Below are 20,595 nucleotides of genomic sequence, written 5' to 3' on the forward strand. Positions count from 1 at the left end.
ATGCCACGGGGCCAGACCGATGCCCGCCGCCGTCGGGTGGCGGGCCTTCTGGTCGGGTGCCGTTCTCAGCTGACCTTGTCGAGCAGCAGCTTTGCGGCCACCGTCGCGCCGTCGGTGCGGATCGTGCCGGCCACAGCGGCTGCCCGGGCTCCGGTCTCGGGAGCCAGGGCGACACCGAGCGCGGCCGACAGGGACTCGAAGGTCGGGTTCGGGCCGTCGTGTGCCGCGCCGATGCCGAGGTCGGCCACGCGGCCGGCCCAGTACGGCTGGTCCGCCAGCTGGGGTACGACCACCTGGGGCGCACCGGCCCGGGCGGCCGTGGTCGTGGTGCCCGCGCCGCCGTGGTGGACGACGGCGGCGACACGCGGGAACAGGGCGTGGTGGTTGACCTCGCCGACGGTCAAGCAGTCGTCCTGGTCGTCGGCCACGGCCAAGTCGGCCCAGCCGCGGGAGAGGAGCACACGGCGGCCCTGCGCCCGGACCGCCTCGACGGCCGCCCGGGCCACGTCGTCTGCGTCGCGCATGGGAATGCTGCCGAACCCCACGTACACCGGCGGTTCGCCGGCGTGGAGGAACGCCTCCACGCCGGCCGGCAGCGGGCGGTCGTCCGTCCGGAACCACGCGCCGGTCTGCACCACGTCGAGGTCCGTCGGCTCCTGCCACGGGCTGAGGACCGGGTCAGCGGCCAACCAGGGGCGATCGGTGAGGACGTGGTCGCGGAAGTTGCCCACCGGCGGCAGGCCGATGGACTCCCGGTGGGTGTTGAGACCAGTCCCGAACAGTACGTTCATGGTCTCGGTGTCCAGGTCCCACAACATTCGGTTGTCGGCCACGCCGGGCGGGAAGGGCCGGCCCGGCCGCTCGAACGGCGGATGGTGCGGCGAGGGCAGGTAGGCGGGGAAGTAGGCAACGAACACGTAAGGGACGCCCAGGTGCTCGGCTGCCGTCCTCGCGCCGGCTGCGGCCGGCAGCAGACCGGTCGCCAGGATCACGTCGCATCCCTCGGCAGCCGTGACGACCGCCTCGTACGTCGTGGCAGTCAACGCGGCCGCACGTGCGGGCAGCCCCTCCGCAGGAGCCTTCGCCTTCCCGGTGAGCACCCCCTTCACGAACGGGCGCACCGGCTCGCCGATCGGCACCAGCGGGAAACCGACGGAGTCGAACAGCTCCGCAAAGTCCGGAGGCGTGCACATCCGCAGGTCCACTCCCAGGTCCCGCAGCTGCACCGCAACCGCCACCAGCGGTTCGACGTCTCCGCGCGACCCATAAGCCATCAACAGCACACGCATGTAGTAAGTCTCATTTCGTGGGAACTCGGGCTCGGCCTGGCAGCGGCCCGGTCTTGCTGTAAATGACAGTGGTCAACGTAGGTCAGCTTGCGCAAGAGCTGCTCGTGCTTAGAAAGGGATATGAGTACAAAACAGGTCGCGCCGGTAGGAGCTGCCTGGCCTCGTGATTCTGGGTTAGGTGGGCGATTCTGCGGCACCCCAGGTGTCTTGCCGCAAGCCCCCCTGCGCGCGATACCTTGATCGTGGAATGCGGCTACTCCGCTTTCCCGCTCTGGTTCGCTGATGATGGACAAGCACACGCAAAGCACCGCCGCCCCCGTGGGCCGGCTGGAACCGCTGGCCGAGAGGGATCCCTTCCCGCCTGCCTCACCGGCTGAGCTTCGGTGAGGAGTACTCAACCTTCCCTACGTACTCCTGTAGGACGGGGTCCGCCGCCGCGCGGAGCGGGTACGCGAGACGTCACGGGTGACGGATCGCTGTACCCCTCCGCTCCGCCGACCGGCGCTGACGCCTACTGGAGTAGGCGGCGGCCCGGCTTACTCGTGCTCGGGAGTGTTCTTGGCGGCCCCGCCCCGGGCCGTACCGGGGGGTGGAAAGTTCAGCGGGCCCAGTACCACTGGTCGAGCTGGTAAGCGGCGAGCGTACACAGCGGTATCTGGCTGCGCCGGCCGTCCGCATCTTCGACGGTGAGCTGTGTGGTGTCCCGGCTGACGATGAACAGCAGCTCGGGCTCGTCACCGGCCCCGGTGTCGGGGCGCAGTGTCCACAGCTGCCCGGCTTCGGCGAGGAGCCAGGGGTCCCCGGCGAGGACGCCTTCACAGACGAGTCGGTAGGCGACGGGTTCGGGAAGCAGGTCGGAGGTGATGAGGTCGCGGACGAGGGCGCCGACGACCTGGCCGGCACGCTCGGGTCCGATGATCAGATCGAGGGGAACGGTGCGCGATTGCATGAGGTGTCCTTACTCGGGCAGGCTGTGGGTGCCCCGGGGATGGCTGGCTGGCGACTTGCTGGTGACGGAACAGCCCGCCCCGGGGCATTACTGTGCTCAGGCGTGATCACGCTTCGTGCGGGACTTGGGCTCCGCGTCGGAGACGAACCGCACCTCGGTCGGATGGGCGGTGTTCCAGTCTTCGGCGCAGACCTTGTGCACCGGCTCCCCCCTGTGGGAGCGCAGCGGGGTGGGCCGGTCGCACACGACGCACGGCTTGTCTTCCCACCGGTTGAAGTGGCAGCTGTCGCGCCAGACAAGCAGCCGCCGCCCCGGGCCCGTAACAGGTGGGTGCGGCTGCCGGGCGGCGGTCATGCTGCGGCGCTGGTCGGACGGGCGTGGGTGCCGGGGCGGCCTTCGCGGCGGCCGTTGACGCTGCGCGCCTGTGCGTGGTGGGGCCGGGCCTGAACGACAACGCCCTGGTGCTTGCCCTCATACATCGCCGCGTCGGCCGCGCGCATCAGAACGGCCAGGTCGCGCGAGCCGACGGTGCCCTGCGTCGCAGCCCCGGCTGATACCGCGAGAGGCAGCTGCTCGTCGTCGTAGCTGAGCGGCTGGGCGAGCAGGACGGCGAGGTGCTCCAAGCGCAGGGCCTGGTGCCGGGGGCGGACGCGGGTGAGAGCGGCGAATTCATCACCTCCGAGCCTGCCGACCGCGCCGCGCTTGCCTGCCCATTCGGTGAGCCGGGCACCGATCGCGGCGAGGGCGATGTCACCGGCGGCATGTCCGAAGGTGTCGTTGAGGGTCTTGAAGTGGTCGGCGTCCGCGAGGATCACGATCGTGTCGTGCGGGTGTCGCTCGAGGATCCGCTGCGCTCGCGTGAGGAAGGGTTCGCGGCGCAGGGTGCCGGTCAGCAGGTTGCGCTGGGCGGCGGCCAGGCGCCGGTGGAGGACGATCGTGTGGGCGGTCCATCCGGCCAGCGGCACGGCGGCCGCGGTGATGTGGAGGCTCTTCCTCGGTAAGGCGGGGCTGGTCATACTGGGGCTTCCTCTCGTACTTGCTGCGGGATGGGAAGCCCGGAGCAGCCGACGTACGTGGGCAACGGAAGGCGGCTGCTTCGGGCACTGCACTGCCGGGTTCAGGCGGCGAGCTGGTGGCGTGCCGGCGGGGAGCGATGTAGCTGGCCGGGTCGGCCGGGGTGCCGTCGTGGCACTCCAGGCAACTGCTGAGAGAAGTCGGCAGGACGAAGTGGTATCTGTGGCGGCAGGTGCGGCAGGTGCGGCAGGTGCGGCAGGTGCGGCAGGTGCGGCAGGGGCGGCAGGGGCGGCAGGTGCGGCAGGTCTGTCTGGCTGCCATGGCCTGTCGAGTGCGTATTCCTTGGCGATCATCGGCCGGACCGGCAGGGCCTTCGCGATCTCGAACAGCAGGCCGTTCTTGGAGCCGCGTGTCTCAAGTTCGGCGACTGGATCGTGACCGTCGGGCCGCAGGCCCCATGATCCGCAGCTGGCGTTTTGTCGCCAGCCCTGAGAGTGCGCAGTTCCGCTTGAAAACCGAAACCAGCGGTGCGGTGGAATCTCAAGGTTCACTTGCCAGGACCCGCTGGTGGGGTGTCGGTTCTGGAGCGTGGAGGCATGCGGGTTCGTGCGCGGCGTGTCAGGCAGGATGGGGCTCCAATCGGTAGGGGAGGCCGCGGGGTGGGTTACGAATTGCAGGCAGTGATCGCGGCAGACGAGTTGCTGCGCGTCGCGTCGCGGGTGGTTCCCGGGGCCCGAGTGGTGCCTATTCGTCAGGGCCTGTCGCTGATGCCGATGACCGATGAGGTCTTCGACGCCGTGACAGACGGCAGCGATGGAGGGGATCTGGGGTTCTGGCGGCTGCCGGGGGGCTTCGAGACGGTGCTCGCTCAGTGGTCCTCCGCAGGACCAGTCGCCTATGTGGAAGCTGAGTATTTCGGAGGAGTTGGCGAGCAGCGAGCCGCCGTCTGGGCTGGCGGCTCGCTGGCGCTGGGACCACTGGACACGCCCACAAGGAAGCGGTTCTCGCGGGCGGTCAGCCCGATCTCCCAGGCCCTGCAGCGGCTTGGCGCACAAAAGCTCCTGGGAGAGGACGAGTTCGAGGCCGCAGGACTTGATCGCCACCGAAACAACGAGGACTGGATCTCGTCCAGCGCCCCTTGAGTCCGCGATAGACGGCGGCAACTTCCGGAATCCCGCATAGCCCCGCAAGGTGCAGGCCGAACTCGCAGACTCCGCCAGCAATTGGGAAAGGTTGACATGCTCGGATGGCGGACAGAAGTAGGGCTCTGACCTGCTCACTTGCGCTTCCCCGTACGCTGCGCCTCTCACGGAACCCGCGTGAACTCCAGTTGGGATCTTCGTCTCGGGTTCGGACGGGGCGTGCGGGTCGGCATCGACCAGGTTCTCGTCCTGGCCTCTCGCTACGGGGCCCAGGGGCCGGGCAGTCGGCGGGGCGGGAGCGGGGTAGCGGGGCCCGGGCCGTGTGGGGCGCGGTCGGCCTGTTCGGCGCCGGGGACGCGGTGGGATCATGGAGATACTCCCTTGCATGGAGTAGAGGAGCGGGGCGGGCTCGTGGCACCTGGGGAGGTTCGCGGGCACGCCCCGTTCCGCATGTCGCGAGTGGGTTGGTGTCAGCGAAGCGCTGCGTTCTAGAAGGGCGGTTCGTCCAGGACGCTGGTGTGACGCCGGTCGGCGATCGAGGTGCGGCGGTTGCGCAGACGCCAGTCGCACGGCACCGGGTGGCCGGGGGCGGTGTCAAGTTCGTCGAGGATGACGACGAGCGCGTCCTGGTCGGGCAGTTCGATGTCGATGTAGATGCCGCAGGCGCACGGGCGATCAGGGTGATCGTGTGGACCATGTCGCCGTCCTCGTCGTGGCCGACCTGGATGAGGCTGTAGTGGAGCCACGACGACCCACCTACCCCACCGGGGTACACCAGGACGCCTGCTCCCCGCGCACGCGGGGATGGTTCCAGGGACAGGTCCGGGATGACGATCTGGCCTTCCTGCTCCCCGCGTATGCGGGGATGGTGTCGGCGTACACGTGAACGTTCACAAGTACGCCGACAAGCGGGTACCTGGGCCGGTTCCGATGCCTGACCTACATTGCAGCACACCGCACCAGCCGCCTCGTAAGGCCGCGCCGAGCGGGCCGACTTGTCTGAAGGGGCACGACTACAGACGGTGCCCCTTCGTAGGCCGTTCGGCAGAGCGCGATCGATTGCAGGCCACTTCGCAAGCCACGACAGATGCTCGTCTCGGGAGCTGCGACGCCGAAGGCATTCTCATTCGCTTCCGAGTTGTGCGTGGATCGCTCAAGCTGCTCAGGGTTCCTCAGCCTCAGCCGAACTGGCTGAGGCGCCTGCTGCTTTCGCCTGTCTGGGGAGCTCAGGTCGCTTGTAGCTCTCCGAGCTGCGGAATCATCCATTCTTCCGCTTGATCACGCCAATTGATCGTGGTTACCGGACACAGGCTATGAACATCACTTGGCCCCGCCACAATCACGAGTAGACATGCGTTCGACCAGTCGCTCGTATACGGGGAGATCCACCCAATGCGCAAAAGACGCTTGTTATCTGTCCATGCCATAGGCACTGCCTCACTGGCCTTGGCTATGGTCGGTGCCTCGGCTCCTGCCACGCAGGCAAAGCCAGGCACTGCGTCGCTGTCATCTGATGAGACAGCGGGGCTCACACAGATCACGGACGCCTACCTTCAGCGGCGTGCCGATGCGGTGACGACCACCGGGGTCCAGCGCAGTCTCCGTGCCGCGCCGGCGGGCACGACCGCAGCCCTGGCAGTGGAGCTCGAGGATGACTTCTCGGCCCTGGCAGAGCAGGGGCGCATCCTCCAGGGTGTCAATGGCGGTTACACGCGAGCGGAAGTGGAGGTGACGCCGGGGGAGAGCAAGGTGGAGGGGGACACCGCCACGCTTGAGGTTATCGAAGACACCCGCCTTTACTACCCCGATGTTCAGGAGGGGGACCCTGAGTACGAGGAGTACTCGCTGCCTCACTCGCTCAAGTTCAACCGCACTCCTGACGGCCAGTGGCTTCTTGCCGACGACCAGGCACAGGTCGATACGACGGGCCCCGCCCCCAGTACGCAGATCACGGAGCCGCTCGACGCGACGGCGGAACCTGACTCCGAAGACGAGGGCCCCAAGCCGCCGGCAGCCTCCACCGTGCAGCCCATGGACACCTCGGTCGAGGAAAAGGCAGTCATGGCCGCTGGGTACAACTACGGCAAGATGGCCTCGTACGCGGACAAGCACTGGAGGAACACCAACTCCGACTACCGCGTCTACGGCAACGACTGCACAAACTTCATCTCGCAAGCCATGCGAGCCGGCGGCTGGCGTGCAACCTCCGGCAGCGTGGCAAGCCGGCGGGACAACAGGAAGTGGTTCTACGCAAGCCACACCTGGAACACGAGCTACACCTGGGCCGGCGCGGAGAACTGGTACTGGTTCGCGGCCAAGCACTCCGACAGGACCAGAGTGCTCAACAACATCTGGCAGATGCAACGATCCGACGTGCTCCAAGCGGACTGGAAAAAGGACGGGATCATCGACCACACGATGATCGTCACAAAAAGGTCCGCCAACGAGATCTACATGACGTACCACACCCCGAGCATCCACAATAAGAAGCTCAGCACGATCCGAGCGCAGTACCCCCGTGCGGCCTGGTACGCACACCGCACCTGATCTCCTCAAGGGACAAGGCTATGAAGAAGTCTCCTCTCGTCGGTGCCGCAGCAGCCTTATGCGCTCTGCTGACGGGCTGCTCGTCAGACGACGGCTCGGATGTGTCCAGGACGGAACGCGACACGGCCAAGGCGTACGTGGCAGCGCTCAATGCCCGTGACGCGGATGCTCTCGCGAAGCTGGGTGAGCCTGGATATGAAGGGGTCAAGAAGGACGCCTCCGAGATCATCGCAGCCGATGGCGGACGTGACCTGAAGGTCAAGAGCGTTCAGGTGACGCATGACTTCGGGCCCGACGTGGCCAGCGCGCACGTCACGGCCACTGATGACCGCGGTAAGCCGTTCAGCACGTACATCCAGATGTCCCGAAGCAAGGATGTCTGGGTTGTCGCACTCGGGCAGGCACCGGGCTTCGGGAAGGACGGCAAGACCCCAGCGTCCACCAGCACTCCCAAGTAGGCGCCGGGAGAAGGCGTGGCACAGCCGGCCTCCCGGATAGCGCCGCAGCCGCCCCGAACCTTGCAAGGTGCGGGGCGGCTGCCGCATGAGGCTGGACAGCTACGATGTGTCCCCGTCTCGATTGGTCAGGTCCGATGCGCTTGCCGTCTCAGCTGGACCTCGCCCGCGGCCTGACCCTGGCCGATCTGGCGACGGCCTGGAGGCCGCTGGTGATGACCAGCGGCAAACTCGCCTCCGCCTACGCGCTTGAACGCCGGTCCCCCTACCTCGCCCGCGAGCTGGTCGAGTTCGCCTACCGGCTCCCCGTCGAGCACAAGATCAGCGACCCGGCTCAGGGCAAAGGGATCCTGCGGGATGCCGCGAAGGCCCTCGGCCTGCCGAAGGAGGTCTGGGCCAGCCGGGACAAACTCGGGTTCGCCTCCCCAGTCCCCTCCTGGCTCAACGGGAACCTCGCGGCCTGGGCCGATGCCCAGATCAACACCGCCCTCGCCGACGCCCCGGCCGCATTCCGCCTCCTCCTCGAGGGGGGTTTGAAGCCCGGAGGCCGGTTCGACCGCACCCGCATGCAGGCCCTCATGGCAGCCGCCTGGTTTTCGGACTAGACGGTCCGGGCTGCCGCGTGATCCTCAACTGCCCCACTAGCGTGTCGGAATGCAATCCGACACCACCACGGCCGAGGAGCAGGCCGCCGCCGCCCGCGGCGCCGTCGCGATCATCATCAACCGCCGCGGCGAACTCCTCCTCCACCTCCGCGACGACCTGCCGAACATCGCCTGGGCCAACCACTGGTCCGTTCTGGGAGGCGGCTGCGACCCCGGCGAGGCCCCGGCCGACGCGATCGTCCGTGAGCTCGACGAGGAAGCCGGCCTCACCGCGGAGAACCTGACCGAGCTGTTCGAGACCCGCGACGAGCACGGCTCCGGACAGATCATCACCTTCTTCTCCGCCTCCTGGGACGGCGACGAGACCGCCCTGCCTCTCGCCGAGGGGGTCAAGCTCCAGTTCTTCGCCCCCGAGCACCTCGACATCCTCACGATCCCGCCGTTCATCCGGAACGGGATCCACCGCTATCTGGCCGCCAGGCCCTCCTGACCACCCGCTCTTCCGGGCGGGGCAAGGGTGGGGCCACCGACGGCGGCCCCACCCGAAGGGACGACCCGCACATGAAGATGACCGTGATCGGATGCGGCTACCTCGGAGCCACCCACGCCGCCTGCGTGGCCGAGCTCGGCCACGAGGTCCTGGGCATGGACTCCGACATTGACAAGGTCCACACCCTGAACACCGGCAAGGCCCCGTTCTTCGAACGCGACCTGGACGACCTCCTCGCCAAGCACACCGAGTCCGGCCGGCTGAAGTTCACCGCCTCCTACGGCGAGGCCGCCGACTTCACCGACCTGCACTTCATCGGCGTCGGCACCCCGCAGCAGCCCGGCACCGACGCCTACGACCTCACCCACCTCTTCGACGCTGTCACCAAGCTGGCCCCCGGCCTCACGACCCCGGCCGTCATCGCGGTCAAGTCCACCGTCCACGTCGGCACCGCACCCCGCGTCGCTGAGCTCCTGTGCGAACACGCCCCCGCCGGGGACCTCATCGAGGTCGCCTGGAATCCGGAGTTCCTCCGCGAGTCGTTCGCCGTCGAGGACACGCTCCGGCCCGACCGACTCGTCCTGGGCTTCAACACCACTCACTCCTGGGCCGAAGCGATCCTCCGGCAGGCGTTCGCCAAGATCATCGAGTCGGGCACGCCGACCCTTGTCGCCGACTGGGCCACTGCCGAGCTCGCCAAGGGCGCCGCGAACTCCTTCCTCGCCACCAAGATCTCCTTCATCAACTCGATGGCCGAGGTCTGCGAGAAGTCCGGCGCCAACGTCGCCGAGCTCGCCGACATCCTCGGCCAGGACATCCGCATCGGCCGCCGCGGGATGCGTCCCGGCCTCGGGTTCGGCGGCGGCTGCCTGCCCAAGGACCTCGGCGGCTTCATCACCCGCGCCGACGAGCTCGACGCCGGCGAGGCCGTCGGCATGCTCCGCGAAGTCGGCGCCGTCAACGCCCGCCGCCGCCAGCGTGTCATCGACCTCGCCCGCGAGGAACTCGGCACCGACCTGCGCGGCAAGCGGATCACCGTCTGGGGCGCCGCCTTCAAGCCCGAGACCGACGACATCCGCGACTCGCCCGCCCTCGCCGTCGCCCAGGCCCTCCACGACCTCGGCGCCACCGTCACCGTCACCGACCCCAAGGCCCTCGACAATGCCCGCAAGCTCCACCCCGAACTCGACTACGTCGAGGACCCGATCACCGCCGTCGACGCCGCGGACCTGCTGCTGCACCTGACCGAGTGGCCGCAGTTCACGCACATCGACCCCAAGCGGCTCGCCACCCGCACCAACAGCCCCAAGGTCATCGACGCCCGCGGCATCCTCAACACCAATCAGTGGCGCGACGCCGGCTGGATCATCCGGTCCCTCGGACTCGGCTGACACCAGCGCAGCTCAGCCACGAAGACGGAGCTCAAACCGACTGGTCGCCCCCTGAGGTTCCCCCGAGATGCGGGGCTGGGTGACAGAGGGTCAGATGGGTTTCATGAGAGGAGCCCAGACGATGCCTGCCCCGAGGAAATACCCGCTGGAGTTGCGTGAGCGTGCGGTACGGATGTACCGGACCACCGAGCCGAAGGCCGGCGGCCGCACCCTCGAGGGACGGACCTGGGATCAGATGCCGTTGACGGTCCCGGCCTGACCCTTGGACCGCCCCAGAGCACTGGCGGTGACGGTGTCAGATTAGGCCGCGCGGTTCCTGGGGTAGAGGGTGATCTCCCGTGTCCGGCGAACTCCCACACCGTTGCTGGGCGTCTTGCCCTGCCCGTGCAGGAGCTGCACGGCCTTGCGCACCACCGGCTCGGTGACCTGCCCGTAGAACGAGCCGAAAATCTCCAGCGGGTGGTCGACCAGTTTGACCGGCCGCCCCGTCTCCAGCAGGAGCTTCTCCGGGTTGGTCGCGATCTGCGGCACTGCCCTGGCCTCAACCTCCTTCGGGTCCGGGCGTGTAACTGAAGTCACCGAGAACAGGGCGTCGTCCTCGCGCATCTCGAGCGTCTCCCACCACTCGTTCCGGGCGCGGGCGACGGTGTCGCCGAAGACCCACAACCCGTAGGGGCTGCGAGTGGCGAACACCAGCTGGTAGACAGCGCGTTTGCGCGGTGAATGCGACACCGGCACCGCTTGCACGAGCATTCCTGTATGTCGGGCCAGTCTCTGACGGTACTCAGCCGCCACCGCCTCGATCGCGTCCTGCGCCGCCTCCTCCTTGTCGCGGGACGCCACCGCGTCGGCAAAGTACTCGCGCCACCAGGTCCCGCCACACACATCGTCGAAGCGCTGCAGCGACTTCTCGTTGCCCTGTGGGGAGCGGACGTGGCCGCCCAGGCGCCAGACGGCCATCATGCTGAAATTCATCAGCAACTCAGTCGGGGGCCATTTCTTGTGCGGCAGCTTGCGGGCCAGCACGTCCACCAGCCGGTCCTGGGGCAGGAGCAGCCCGCACGGATCCAGGAAGAGGAACAGCGGTTTTGCTCGGCCCGGTCGACGACCTGGTCGAGGACGCCATCGACCTCACCGCGGTGCGCGTGTGCCAGCACACCGCTCGCGCGGTACTGCTGGACGACCTCGTGCAGGAGGTCGAACGACTTCGGTTGGGACTCCGAGAAGAAGCACAACAGCGTCAGTCCTGCCCGGGATTGGAGGTCCGCGGCGATGCGCAGTGCGAGCTCCGCCGATGCAGGCTCTCCGTTCTCGTAGCGGCCCTCGCCCGCGTATCCGTCCAGATAGACCACGCGTTTGTCGTGCGATCGCGAACCCGTCATCCCGCCGAACTGCGGCAGGTAGCGCTTGAGCAGCTCGTGCTTGAACACGCTCGGCAGCGCCTTGTCGGCCCAGTAGCTCCCGCCCGTACCAGACGACATGCCCACCCCCGGCTTCGCAGTACTTGCCTGGTTCAGATGGTGAAGCACGGCGAGGAGCTCCGGCAAGACCGTCACGGGGCGGGCCAGTGAAAGGCCGGACCGCATGAGGCCTGCGGGTCTGGATCACTTCTCGGAAATGTCGCTGACCCTTCAGGGAGCGGATCAGCGGTTGGGCACGGACCAGCGCGGCGGTGTAGCCGAAGGCGCCTAGGAGCAACCGACTGGCGATGGCCTCAGGTGTATTCGCTACGGAACACCCCTCTGCCGACCACCGACGCCGGAGCCGAAGGCGGTGAGCACGAGGCCGCTTCCGCGCTGTTCGCCGGTGCCATGGGCGCGTACAAGAACCCTGCCAGCCACCGAACCGTCGACTTCGACGACCCGATCGAGGCGGCCGAGATCATCCAGTTCGCCGATCTGCTGCTGCGGCACGTCGAACGCGCCAGGCGCCGACAGTCCACCGCGACGCCGTAGCGGCGGCAGGCGCCGGATGAACCGCTCCGGTCGGGGTTCTTCGGTCGCGCCGTTCCGCCGTGGGCAGTGACTCTTCCAGGCCGCTTATTCCCTCTGCCTCGCAGAACCCTCGCTTTCCGGCTCGACCTGGTGAAGCCCCCCGACGTACTTGGTCCATGACCGCTTATCGGCGCCGGTCCCTGTGCGGACGTTGATGACGGATGCCACGCGCACCCTCAAGTATTCCTCAGGAAATCAGATAAGTGCTAATGAGGTCGCGGGAGTTGCGTAGGTTGTGCACTGACCCGCCCAGTTAATGGGTGTCAATCATTGGGGGAATTGTCGTGCGACATTCAACGATGCGGTACGTTTTCGCTCCGGCCACTGCCTTGGTTCTCACTGCCGCACTCGCTACCGCTGCCGGCGCAGCTGAGGCCTCGGTTGACGTAGCACCTGAAGCTCTCAGCGCCGACCAAATAGCCACGCAGAAGCCAGCTGACAGTGTGGTGGAGGGCCCTTCCAAGTCGGCCGCCGACGCTGCTAGCGACCGCGCTCTTTCCGCACTGCCCGAGGTGAGCGACGACGGCGAATCCGTGGTCCCGCGCTGCGACAACCCGTACAGGAAGTGGTACACGGTGAGCGGCAAGAAGAACTATCACGTTCCGTCCTGGTGGAACGGCACCAGCTTCAAGGACGGGCCGGGCGGAAGTATGAGAGTCAGCGTCGAGAAGGCGGGCAAGATCGGGGTCGAGGTCAGCGGCACCGCTGGAGCCAGCGCCAGTGTCCTCCTCGCTGAAGTCAAGGCGGAATACAGCCTCAAGGTGGTTGCGGAAGTGGGGGTCACCGTGGGACACGCATACACGCGCCCCATCCCCGCAGGAAAGTACGGTCACCTGCAATACGGTGCCTGGGGATACAAGGTGAACTGGACGAAGTATGCAACCAGCTCCGACCGATGCGGCAAGGTGAAGATCGGCTCAGGGACCGCGAAGCTGCCTACCAGGGAAACCGGTTGGCGATACTGGTCGACGAGTTCATGACTCCTCGAACGCGCCCCTTGTGGCGCAGCCTCGCACTCTGTTGCGTTTCCGTACTGTCCGTTGCCCTCGTCGCCGGGTGCACGAGCGACTCCGGCGGGCCCACCGGCCCGAGCGCTCCGGGGAGCAGCCCACGGCCTCAACCGGAGCGTCCTTCCGAAACATCTGATGGCGCTGAGGAGAGACTTGGTAGGCAGGTCGAGGAAGCTCTCGGCACCCGGGACGTCAGCGACATCGATCCGCTGCTTGTCGAGGCCGGCCTTGAGCGAGTTAGCGACGGACTCCACACTGAGCCGGAACTGACAAGAGGACGCTCGTACAAGTTGGCGGTCGCCTGCGCCGGAAAGGGCAAGATCACCCTCTCCATAGCCCTGAAGGACCCCATCCGCCGGACCATGGAATGCGACGGCGTCCCACTTCGCCAGCGCCTCACAGCCTCAGCGGCCAAGGTTCGGATCGACACTGAAGGGATGCCAGGCAGCACAGGGATGGTTGCTTGGCGCCTGGACAAGGCCGACAAGTAAGTCGCCACTTCGCGCGAAAGCAACACGGTCTGCCGCTGCGAACACGTCTCGCAGCGGCAGACCGCTTCGCCATATCGCTGCCCTTGATCGCACGTCACACGTGCGAGGAAGCCGCCTTCGAGGGCCACCGCGGTGGCTACTGAGGTTTCCAGGGGTCGGTGGGGTGAGTAAGCCGGTGGCGGTGAGACAGCCGGCGGTCAGGTGGGGTCGAAGCCGGGCGCCGGCAACGCCGCCGCCCGTGGGCTCAGCATGACAGGCGGCCGAGGCGTCGCCGCCTCCACCGCAGTGAACGGCGGCATCGGCGCAGGGCTCTCCTGGGGCGTCAACCAAGCCAACTGCCGGCCAACCGATCCCTGGGACCTGTTGTTCGGCGCCGCAGGCGGGAGCAGCAGCAGCCTTGTGGGACCGGTATTCAGTTGGATGCGTGGCCTTTTCGCACCCGGAATCACCGTATCCGCGCACACCGGAGTCTCCGCAAATGCCTTCCGTGCCCTGCGGCCCGGTGAGGGCCCGTCGGCAAGCCTCGTCCGCCCCGGGTCCAATGGCAACGTGGCCCCGTGGCAGCACGTGATGGGCGTCCCAGACTCACCGTGGATATCGCTGACCAGTGATCCCAGGGTCATGTACGACATCTGCGGGGAAGCAGGCAACATGGCTGGGGCCGGCGCGAACGGCTACATCGCGGTTGACCTGAGCCGAGTGACCTCAGAGACCGTCGACGCCGCCGCCCGCCTGGACGTACCGGACCACATCAAAGCCCTTGGACTCGACCTCGGGGAGACCGCCTTCCGCGACAAGGAGTTACTCGTGAAGTTCTCCCTGCAGGGCGATGCGGTCGTCAAGTACTGGCCGTGGGCACCAGCCTCGAGCAAATCATGAGAGACCTCGGACGGGCTCTGTAGGAGGAGTTGTGCAACAGAGAGATGAGAGCACCGACGGACCAGTCTGGTGGGTGAGATGCGGCGAGGATGTGCTCGGATCACTGTCTGCACCTTCCGGTGATCAGCCCTGGATGGTGGCTCGCTTTGAACCGTCCGAAGGCTGGGAAAGGGTTCGCCACCTCTTTGAAGCTCAGGCCGAGGCACGCAGGCTCGGTTTTCCTGAGGACGAAGTGGGGGCTCTCAAGGCGGTTCGGCGCGCCCGCCAGGAAGGCGCCAAGTACCTCGCGGCTGGCGCCTTCCTCGGCCTGCGGAACGTTGCCGCTCACGAGATGAGGTGACCTGGACCGAACAGGAGGCGTTGGAGCACCTGGCGACCTTGAGCGTCCTCGCCCGCTGGATCGAGCAGTGCGCTGTGGAGCGCGCCGCCTAGACCCAAATCTCGTGCTCGTTGCGGTAGTGAGGCCACGGCCGCCCGGCCTGCCGTGCGGCGAGGACACCCTTGATACCCGCGACCCACGAGCCTGGTTGCAGTAGCTCAATCAGATAGCGGTCCAGCTCGGACCGGCGCATCTGCAGCGTCCATCCCCGCGTCATCGTCAGACCGCCCGGAAGGGCCACGGACCGCAGCTGTTCCTGCTGGTGGATCTCCATGATGACCTCGCCCTGCTGGAGGTCCGCATTGCCCGGCGGGCGGACCCAGCGCGCGTCCAGGCCGGCGGCCTGTAGCAGGCGGGTCAGTACGGGACCGGAGGTCTCTACAGTCGCCACGGCGTAGTCGCCGATCAAGCGGGCACAGGCCACCGGATGCAGCGGGTAGTTGGCCCAGGGCACCCGCAGCGGGTCGCGTGCCGTGCTGTCGAGGCTGGTGGCGTTGATGTTGTAGTCCTCGCGGCCGGCCGCAATCCCTGCCCGTTGCAGGGCGGTGCCGACTGTCCGCTGAAGGCGCTCGTTGAACTGCGCGGCGGAGAGTCCTTGCTGGGAGCAGCCGTACTGGTCGACGACGAACAGGGCCCGGCTGCCTGGCACCGCGGTGGCGTAAATGCCCTCGGTCGCGGCCCGCTCCAGGGCATCGCGCAGCACGTCCAGGTGCGTGCGCAGTGGCAGGTTCAGGTCGTAGAGAAGCTCTGAGGCGTTGGTCCCTGGCAGCGGCCCGCCGTCCAGCACCGCTCCGCGGGCCTGGTTGATCCGCCGTAGCTGCGCGCTCTTGCTGTTCTTCGGGTTGGTCTTGATCTCTTCCGTGCGGGGCGGGTGCACACCGTCCCATACCGTCATGTCGCCGATGCGCAGGCAGTTGGTCAGGTCGTGCAAAAGCGCGAAAGCATCGTCCTCCTTACAGGCCCTCTCGAGGTGTTCGAGTTCTGCTGCCAGCCCCGCTTTGCCGTACATCGGGCCGGGCGACTGGTTGCGGCACAGAGCGAGGATGAACGGGCGGTGAAAGTCGAAGACGCGCCAGGCCAGCGCGTCACCGACCGAGCGCAACTGGCGGGCCAGCCGCTCGCACACGTCGTGCTCGAAACGCCAGGTCGCAATGTCGGCGGGGTCGCGGCCTGATTGGAGCTCCGGGGCCTGCAGGTGCGGCTGCTTGCCGTTGCGCATCCGGGTGACGGCACGCTTGAACTCCCAGCGGTCCTTCTCCACCTCCAGCAGGCACGTGAGCAGGGCGCGTTGAAAATCGACCCCGGCCTCCACCGTCTCGCAGTCGCGGAGCTGTTGGATGAGCTGGACCAGGACCGGCTGCATCGCCTGATGGCGAGGGTGCATCACCATGTCGTCGGGGCTGTAGGAGTCGGCGCGGAACAAGCTCATCCTGCAAGTGTGGCGATCACTGCGTTCCCCTGCTGTCGTTTTCCGAGCAGCCGAAGCCATGTTCGAAACCCCTGCGTACGGAATCAAGTTCTTCTGCCGCGCTACACAGGAAGCACAGCCGGGGTCCCAGAATCCTCCGCGAGGTCCAGCGCCTGGTTCAGAGTCAGCTTCGGCGCCCCGGCAGGTGCTTCCTCGCAGTCGACTGCGTGGATGACCTCACGGCCGGGACCGCGGCCGCCGTCCAGCTTCTGCAGGACCCAGCCCGACGGCCGGCGCTCCCCAAGGATCTGCTGCTCCGTCGACGGCGGCGGCAGTCAGGTCGTGGGGACATCGTCGTACGAGACGCCGGGCACGGGCTTCACGTGGTCAGGGGCGTCCTGGAGGCGGCCGGTGACCTCCTGCCCGTCGGGCAGGACCACGGTGATGGGCGGCGACTCCTTGGGTGGCGTGTCCGCCACGACTACGCCGCCTCCTGGCCCTCGCCGTCCTCACGTTCGAGGGCGTGCTTGAGCTGGGAGCGGGACATCGAGCCGTTCCGGCCCGGGGACCTCGCTCCAGAAGGCGTGCATGAGGATCACACTCGTGAGGTCGCCTTCCCCTTCCCGCAACATGGCGACCTCCTGCTGCTCCGGCTCCGATCAGCCCGGCGAGTCCGGGGATGCGCGTGAGGTGGCGAGCCAGTAGCCCTCGGGACGCTGCCAGGCCTCCATCGGTTTGACGGAGTACGGCAGCCGCTTGTACAGGGCGGTCGGTCGGCCCGTACATGGAGCGCGTCCAGCTCCAGCAGCTCGACAGACCCGCCGCTGGCTGCACGAAGAACAGCAGCGGCACCCGGCAGATTCGAACCGCGACACCCGTTTTGCGCAAGAGCGGAGCTCCTCGCAGGCAAACTCACCCGCCGCCACCAGTACTGACGTCCAGCCTCGCCCGCCCTGCTCACGTGATCCTTCCTGACGATGTGCGGCCCTCTCCGGCATTTTGACGCCTTGCAGGATCCCGAGGGGCGGGCCACGTCCCCTCGCGAGGAAAAACTGAGTTAGGGCATGCCGGCAGCGGGGGCACCGGTGAGCCACCTTAGGGACCGTGCTCGTCCCAGCTTCAGTCCCTCCGATTTAGTCCCTCCGTAAAGCGCCAGGTCAGAGCCCTGCTCTCGAGCGCCAAGGGACTGAAGGGACCCAACCTGAGGATTGCATCCAATTGTGTGTGCGTGTGTATGTGCGCGCAAGGTAAGGCAGTAGGAACGCTGGGCAGTTCATAACTGAGATTTTCAGTCCCTTCAGTCCCTGGTCCTGAGTGTGTCCCTGCTCTGACCTGCATTTTCATGGGGGACTGAACACAAGGGACTGAAACTGCCAGCCCTTGAGGTTCAACCCCTGACTCAGCTGTTCGGTCAAGTTGCCTCTAGTCAGAGGGCTCGGGGGTGAAGGCCGTTATCCGTCCTCCTCGGACTGCCCATCAGGTGCAAAATGCGCCAAACCTCGCACTCGTAGGGACTCAAGGGACTGAAGATCTGATACAAGAACAGCCCGGGCGACGGCTTGCGCTAGCATCTGAACCTCATGCGGAAACTCAGTCCCTACAGTCTCTGGTAGGGGCACTGAAAGGCCGCTGAACTGGGATTTTCCTCCTGGACCGAACGCATAGCCACAGACCCTCGACTAGGATTCTCGCGTGCAGCGCCACGGTAGAAGCAGTTCCACAGCCCCGTCAGGGACTGTGAGGCCGCACGCCGTTGCCCGCTGGTGCGTCGAGAACGGGTGGCCGGTCCACCCGCTCGCTCCTGGCCGGAAGACCCCGGCTGCGAACTGCCCGGGATGTTCCGAGAGCTGGCACCCGGTCCAGGAATGCTCGTGCAGGGCTGCCGGCCGCTGGTGCCACGGCTTTCACGCGGCCACAACCGACCCGGTCCGTATCGACGCCTGGTGGCAAGAAGCCCCGGGCATGGGGGTGGGCGTCGCCTGTGGCCCTGCCCGGCTGGTTGTCATCGATGTCGATGCGCACTGCGCTGAAGTCCCGGACCGCAACCGTCTCCTGCCAGGCATCCCCATCCCCGAGCAGGTCGACCTCACCGGTCTCACTTCTGGCTTTGACACCCTCGCGTTGCTGGCCGCCTTCCGACAGCAACCGAACCCCGCCGAGAACGAGCAGACACTGCGAGTACGGACGCCTTCCGGCGGCCTGCACATCTGGTACGCGATTCCGCATGACGGCGTCCGCTACCGCTCGTCGGCAGGGTCAAGCCCGAAGGTCGCGCTCGCCTGGCAGGTGGATATCCGAGCGGATAACGGCTACATCGTCGCGCCCATGAACCGCACCCCGGCCGGCACGTACACCCCCGTGGGCCCGGCCCGACTCCCCGGCCCCCTCCCGGCCTGGCTCGCACAGGAACTAGGGCGCACCGGCCACATCCTGACCGATACCCGGCCGCGCCCCACTGCCCTCCCCATCCCGCGCAAGGCCGCACGCCGCAGCCCCACAAAAGCCCACCGGCTGCTCGACCCCCTGCTCACGGAAGTCACTGCATGCGCAGTCGTCCCGCACGGCGCCAGCTTTACGGAGAAGCTCAACCGAGCTGCCTACACAGCTGGAGGCCTCACCGCCGCAGGCCACCTGACTGAGGCCGAAGCGAGTGAACTGTTGGAGGAAGCAGCGCAGTCGGCCCGCCCGCATCAGATCCAGCGCAACCGCACGATCATCGATTCCGCCCTCGCCGCAGGCGCCACCCGCCCGCTCCATCTCCAAGGACACCCATGAGCAGCGCTGAGAGCCCGAGGTTCGACGCCATTGCCGCCGCTCAGCAGATGCTCGAGTTCACACTCCAGGAACAAGCCCGGCAGAGCGACGGCGTGGTAACCGCGAGCCTGCCCTCTCAGCAGGCCGCAGCCGTTTCCACCCGTGTGCACGCAACACCAGCGCACTCCGAGGCTGGGCTGCTGCCGGCGATACTGACGGACCGCGGCAACGCGAAGCTGTTCGCTCAGCTCTACAGCGACCAGTTCCGTCACGTTGAAGGGCTCGGCTGGTACTCGTGGGACCAATACCGCTGGAAGCGCACCGGCGGAGAGAAGGCCGCTCTGTGGGCGGCGGGTGACATGGCCGAGCAGATGCCGGTCACCGACCCCCGCGGCGTCTTCTCCGACCGAGAAGTGCACCTGCACCGGCGCCGCACCATGTCGACCCCGGGCATGAAGGCCCTCCTCACTCAGGCCAAAGCCTCCCCAGCCCTCACCCTCGACCCCGACGTCCTCGATGGCGATCCCTACGCCCTGTGCACCCCCGCCGGGGTCGTCGACCTACACACTGGCGAGCTGCGCAAACCGGACCCCTGCCGCGACATGCACTCGCGCGCCACGAGCGTCGGCCCCGAGAACATGCCGACCCCGCGCTGGCAGCGCTTCCTGCACGACACCTTCGGCGACGACGCCAAGGGACAGGAGACCATCCGCTTCCTGCACCTGCTGCTCGGCTACTCCATCACCGGCGACGTCGGCGCCCAGGTCCTGCCGTTCCTCTTCGGAGCCGGCGCCAACGGCAAGTCCGTACTGCTCGACGTGATGATCCAGGTCTTGGGCGACTACGCGGATGCCGCCCCGCCCGGGTTCCTGATGGAGAAAGGCAAGTTCGCCGAGCACTCCACCGAGCTCACCGAGCTGCACGGGCGCCGCATCATGGTGTGCAGCGAGCTCAAGCCCAACGACAAGTTCGACGAATCCCGGGTCAAGCTCTTGACCGGCGGCGACCGCATCAAGGCCCGCCGCATGCGCCAGGACTACTTCTCCTTCGCCCCCACCCACAAGCTCTGGCTGCTGGGAAACCACCGCCCGGAAGTCGGCACCGGGGGCCACGCCTTCTGGCGCCGTATCCGCCTCATCCCCTTCGAGCGCGTCGTCCCCAACCACCGCAAGATCGACAACCTCGCCTTCGAACTCGTCCGCGACGAAGGCTCCGGTATCCTCCACTGGCTCATAGAGGGCGCCCAGAGCTACCTCCGCACCCGCGACCCCCTCACCGGCCCCGCCTCGGTGCGCCTGGCCACAGAGGCTTACGAATCGACCGAGGACCACATCGGCCGCTTCATCAAGGAGTGCTGCACCCACAGGCCCGAGAACGCCGCTGAGGTCCGCGTAGAACAGGGACTCCTCTACGCCACCTACTGCACCTGGTGCAACGCCGGCGAAGGCATCCGCCCCGCCACCTCCCGCTCCTTCGCCAGTCGCATCCGCCAAGAGCTCGGCCTCGCCTCACCCGCGGACATGATGAAATCCAGCGGCAGAAAGTACTACCCCGGCCTCGGACTGCTCACCGACACCGACGACGTCCCGCCCGAGAACGGGGCTGACAGCCGATGACGACCGCAGACCCATTGGGACGCCCGGCAGGACAGCCGTACGATAAACACCGCGTTCCCACCCCCACCCCAGGCCGGAACCCCGCAGGCGACCTCACACCGCTCGCGCACCACCGGCTGGCAGGCTTCCCAAACCAGAAGCCAAGGAGCGCACACAGCAACCACGACCACCACACGGTCGGA

Annotated in this window: 22 protein-coding genes and 1 pseudogene; 13 read left to right on the top strand and 10 right to left on the bottom strand. The window is 67.2% G+C overall.

Annotated features, from left to right (window positions below; genetic code table 11):
- Positions 1–65: 65 nt before the first annotated feature.
- From AS594_RS38680 to AS594_RS38695, 4 genes are all read right to left on the bottom strand, one after another.
- On the bottom strand, positions 66–1,289 hold the full coding sequence (locus tag AS594_RS38680; RefSeq protein WP_069931254.1) for a glycosyltransferase: 1,224 nt from the start codon (positions 1,287–1,289) through the stop codon (positions 66–68).
- Positions 1,290–1,887: 598 nt separating this feature from the next.
- Positions 1,888–2,238, bottom strand: a complete 351-nt coding sequence (locus AS594_RS38685) for a hypothetical protein (RefSeq protein ID WP_069931255.1) — start codon at positions 2,236–2,238, stop codon at positions 1,888–1,890.
- 96 nt (positions 2,239–2,334) lie between these two features.
- Positions 2,335–2,592: a hypothetical protein gene (locus AS594_RS38690; RefSeq protein ID WP_069931256.1), complete on the bottom strand. Its 258-nt coding sequence runs from the start codon at positions 2,590–2,592 to the stop codon at positions 2,335–2,337.
- Positions 2,589–3,254: a GGDEF domain-containing protein gene (locus tag AS594_RS38695; protein ID WP_069934147.1), complete on the bottom strand. Its 666-nt coding sequence runs from the start codon at positions 3,252–3,254 to the stop codon at positions 2,589–2,591. Before AS594_RS38695 ends, AS594_RS38690 begins: the two co-directional genes overlap by 4 nt.
- A gap of 657 nt (positions 3,255–3,911) precedes the next feature.
- Here AS594_RS38695 and AS594_RS38700 point away from each other — a divergent pair.
- Positions 3,912–4,394, top strand: coding sequence for a hypothetical protein (locus AS594_RS38700; RefSeq protein WP_069931258.1), 483 nt, complete (start codon positions 3,912–3,914; stop codon positions 4,392–4,394).
- A gap of 488 nt (positions 4,395–4,882) precedes the next feature.
- Here AS594_RS38700 and AS594_RS45215 read toward each other — a convergent pair whose 3' ends face one another.
- Complete coding sequence (locus AS594_RS45215) at positions 4,883–5,140, bottom strand: hypothetical protein (protein ID WP_141746942.1); 258 nt, start codon at positions 5,138–5,140, stop codon at positions 4,883–4,885.
- A gap of 646 nt (positions 5,141–5,786) precedes the next feature.
- On the opposite strand from AS594_RS45215, the gene AS594_RS38710 reads away from it, so the two are divergent.
- The 6 genes from AS594_RS38710 (at position 5,787) to AS594_RS45220 (ending at position 10,141) form a co-directional block, all read left to right on the top strand.
- Positions 5,787–6,941: an amidase domain-containing protein gene (locus AS594_RS38710; protein ID WP_079148568.1), complete on the top strand. Its 1,155-nt coding sequence runs from the start codon at positions 5,787–5,789 to the stop codon at positions 6,939–6,941.
- A gap of 20 nt (positions 6,942–6,961) precedes the next feature.
- The gene (locus AS594_RS38715) at positions 6,962–7,399 is read left to right on the top strand and encodes a Cif family virulence factor (RefSeq protein ID WP_141746954.1); all 438 of its coding nucleotides are present in this window, start codon (positions 6,962–6,964) and stop codon (positions 7,397–7,399) included.
- Between the two features lie 140 nt (positions 7,400–7,539).
- Positions 7,540–8,001: an asparagine synthase-related protein gene (locus AS594_RS38720; RefSeq protein WP_167368166.1), complete on the top strand. Its 462-nt coding sequence runs from the start codon at positions 7,540–7,542 to the stop codon at positions 7,999–8,001.
- Positions 8,002–8,050: 49 nt separating this feature from the next.
- Complete coding sequence (locus AS594_RS38725; RefSeq protein ID WP_069931262.1) at positions 8,051–8,491, top strand: NUDIX domain-containing protein; 441 nt, start codon at positions 8,051–8,053, stop codon at positions 8,489–8,491.
- A gap of 71 nt (positions 8,492–8,562) precedes the next feature.
- On the top strand, positions 8,563–9,882 hold the full coding sequence (locus AS594_RS38730) for a UDP-glucose dehydrogenase family protein (RefSeq protein ID WP_069934148.1): 1,320 nt from the start codon (positions 8,563–8,565) through the stop codon (positions 9,880–9,882).
- Between the two features lie 121 nt (positions 9,883–10,003).
- On the top strand, positions 10,004–10,141 hold the full coding sequence (locus AS594_RS45220) for a hypothetical protein (protein WP_167368167.1): 138 nt from the start codon (positions 10,004–10,006) through the stop codon (positions 10,139–10,141).
- Between the two features lie 41 nt (positions 10,142–10,182).
- Here the strand turns inward: AS594_RS45220 and tcmP are convergent.
- Positions 10,183–11,468, bottom strand: a pseudogene (tcmP, locus tag AS594_RS42325) (three-Cys-motif partner protein TcmP).
- A gap of 132 nt (positions 11,469–11,600) precedes the next feature.
- Here tcmP and AS594_RS38745 point away from each other — a divergent pair.
- From AS594_RS38745 to AS594_RS38760, 3 genes are all read left to right on the top strand, one after another.
- Positions 11,601–11,837: a TIGR02391 family protein gene (locus AS594_RS38745; RefSeq protein WP_069934150.1), complete on the top strand. Its 237-nt coding sequence runs from the start codon at positions 11,601–11,603 to the stop codon at positions 11,835–11,837.
- Positions 11,838–12,388: 551 nt separating this feature from the next.
- On the top strand, positions 12,389–12,856 hold the full coding sequence (locus AS594_RS38750; protein ID WP_240509379.1) for a hypothetical protein: 468 nt from the start codon (positions 12,389–12,391) through the stop codon (positions 12,854–12,856).
- 1,070 nt (positions 12,857–13,926) lie between these two features.
- Positions 13,927–14,256 (top strand): AraC family transcriptional regulator, encoded by a 330-nt coding sequence (locus tag AS594_RS38760; protein ID WP_141747247.1) that lies wholly within the window; start codon positions 13,927–13,929, stop codon positions 14,254–14,256.
- Between the two features lie 100 nt (positions 14,257–14,356).
- On the opposite strand, the gene AS594_RS45225 is transcribed toward AS594_RS38760, so the two are convergent.
- On the bottom strand, positions 14,357–14,584 hold the full coding sequence (locus tag AS594_RS45225) for a hypothetical protein (protein WP_167368139.1): 228 nt from the start codon (positions 14,582–14,584) through the stop codon (positions 14,357–14,359).
- An 8-nt stretch (positions 14,585–14,592) separates the two neighbouring features.
- Here AS594_RS45225 and AS594_RS47030 point away from each other — a divergent pair, with 8 nt between their 5' ends.
- Entirely contained in the window at positions 14,593–14,688 is a 96-nt protein-coding gene (locus AS594_RS47030) for a TIGR02391 family protein (RefSeq protein WP_240509380.1), read from the top strand.
- On the opposite strand, the gene AS594_RS38765 is transcribed toward AS594_RS47030, so the two are convergent.
- The 3 genes from AS594_RS38765 to AS594_RS47730 form a co-directional block, all read right to left on the bottom strand.
- On the bottom strand, positions 14,685–16,058 hold the full coding sequence (locus AS594_RS38765) for a hypothetical protein (protein WP_069936128.1): 1,374 nt from the start codon (positions 16,056–16,058) through the stop codon (positions 14,685–14,687). The two genes, AS594_RS47030 and AS594_RS38765, sit on opposite strands and share 4 nt — an antisense overlap.
- Before the next feature lie 107 nt (positions 16,059–16,165).
- Positions 16,166–16,378, bottom strand: coding sequence for a DUF6233 domain-containing protein (locus AS594_RS47725; RefSeq protein WP_338120238.1), 213 nt, complete (start codon positions 16,376–16,378; stop codon positions 16,166–16,168).
- A complete protein-coding gene (locus tag AS594_RS47730) occupies positions 16,379–16,522 on the bottom strand; it encodes a hypothetical protein (protein ID WP_338120232.1) in 144 nt (47 codons plus the stop codon).
- A gap of 1,258 nt (positions 16,523–17,780) precedes the next feature.
- Between AS594_RS47730 and AS594_RS38775 the strand changes: the two genes are divergently transcribed.
- Together AS594_RS38775 and AS594_RS38780 are read left to right on the top strand one after the other, a co-directional pair.
- Positions 17,781–18,818 (top strand): bifunctional DNA primase/polymerase, encoded by a 1,038-nt coding sequence (locus tag AS594_RS38775; RefSeq protein WP_069936129.1) that lies wholly within the window; start codon positions 17,781–17,783, stop codon positions 18,816–18,818.
- Positions 18,815–20,413: a DNA primase family protein gene (locus AS594_RS38780; protein WP_069936130.1), complete on the top strand. Its 1,599-nt coding sequence runs from the start codon at positions 18,815–18,817 to the stop codon at positions 20,411–20,413. The genes AS594_RS38775 and AS594_RS38780 overlap by 4 nt, the downstream gene beginning before the upstream one ends.
- The last annotated feature ends 182 nt before the right edge of the window (positions 20,414–20,595 follow it).

Source organism: Streptomyces agglomeratus (assembly GCF_001746415.1).
In the GTDB taxonomy this organism is placed as follows: domain Bacteria; phylum Actinomycetota; class Actinomycetes; order Streptomycetales; family Streptomycetaceae; genus Streptomyces; species Streptomyces agglomeratus.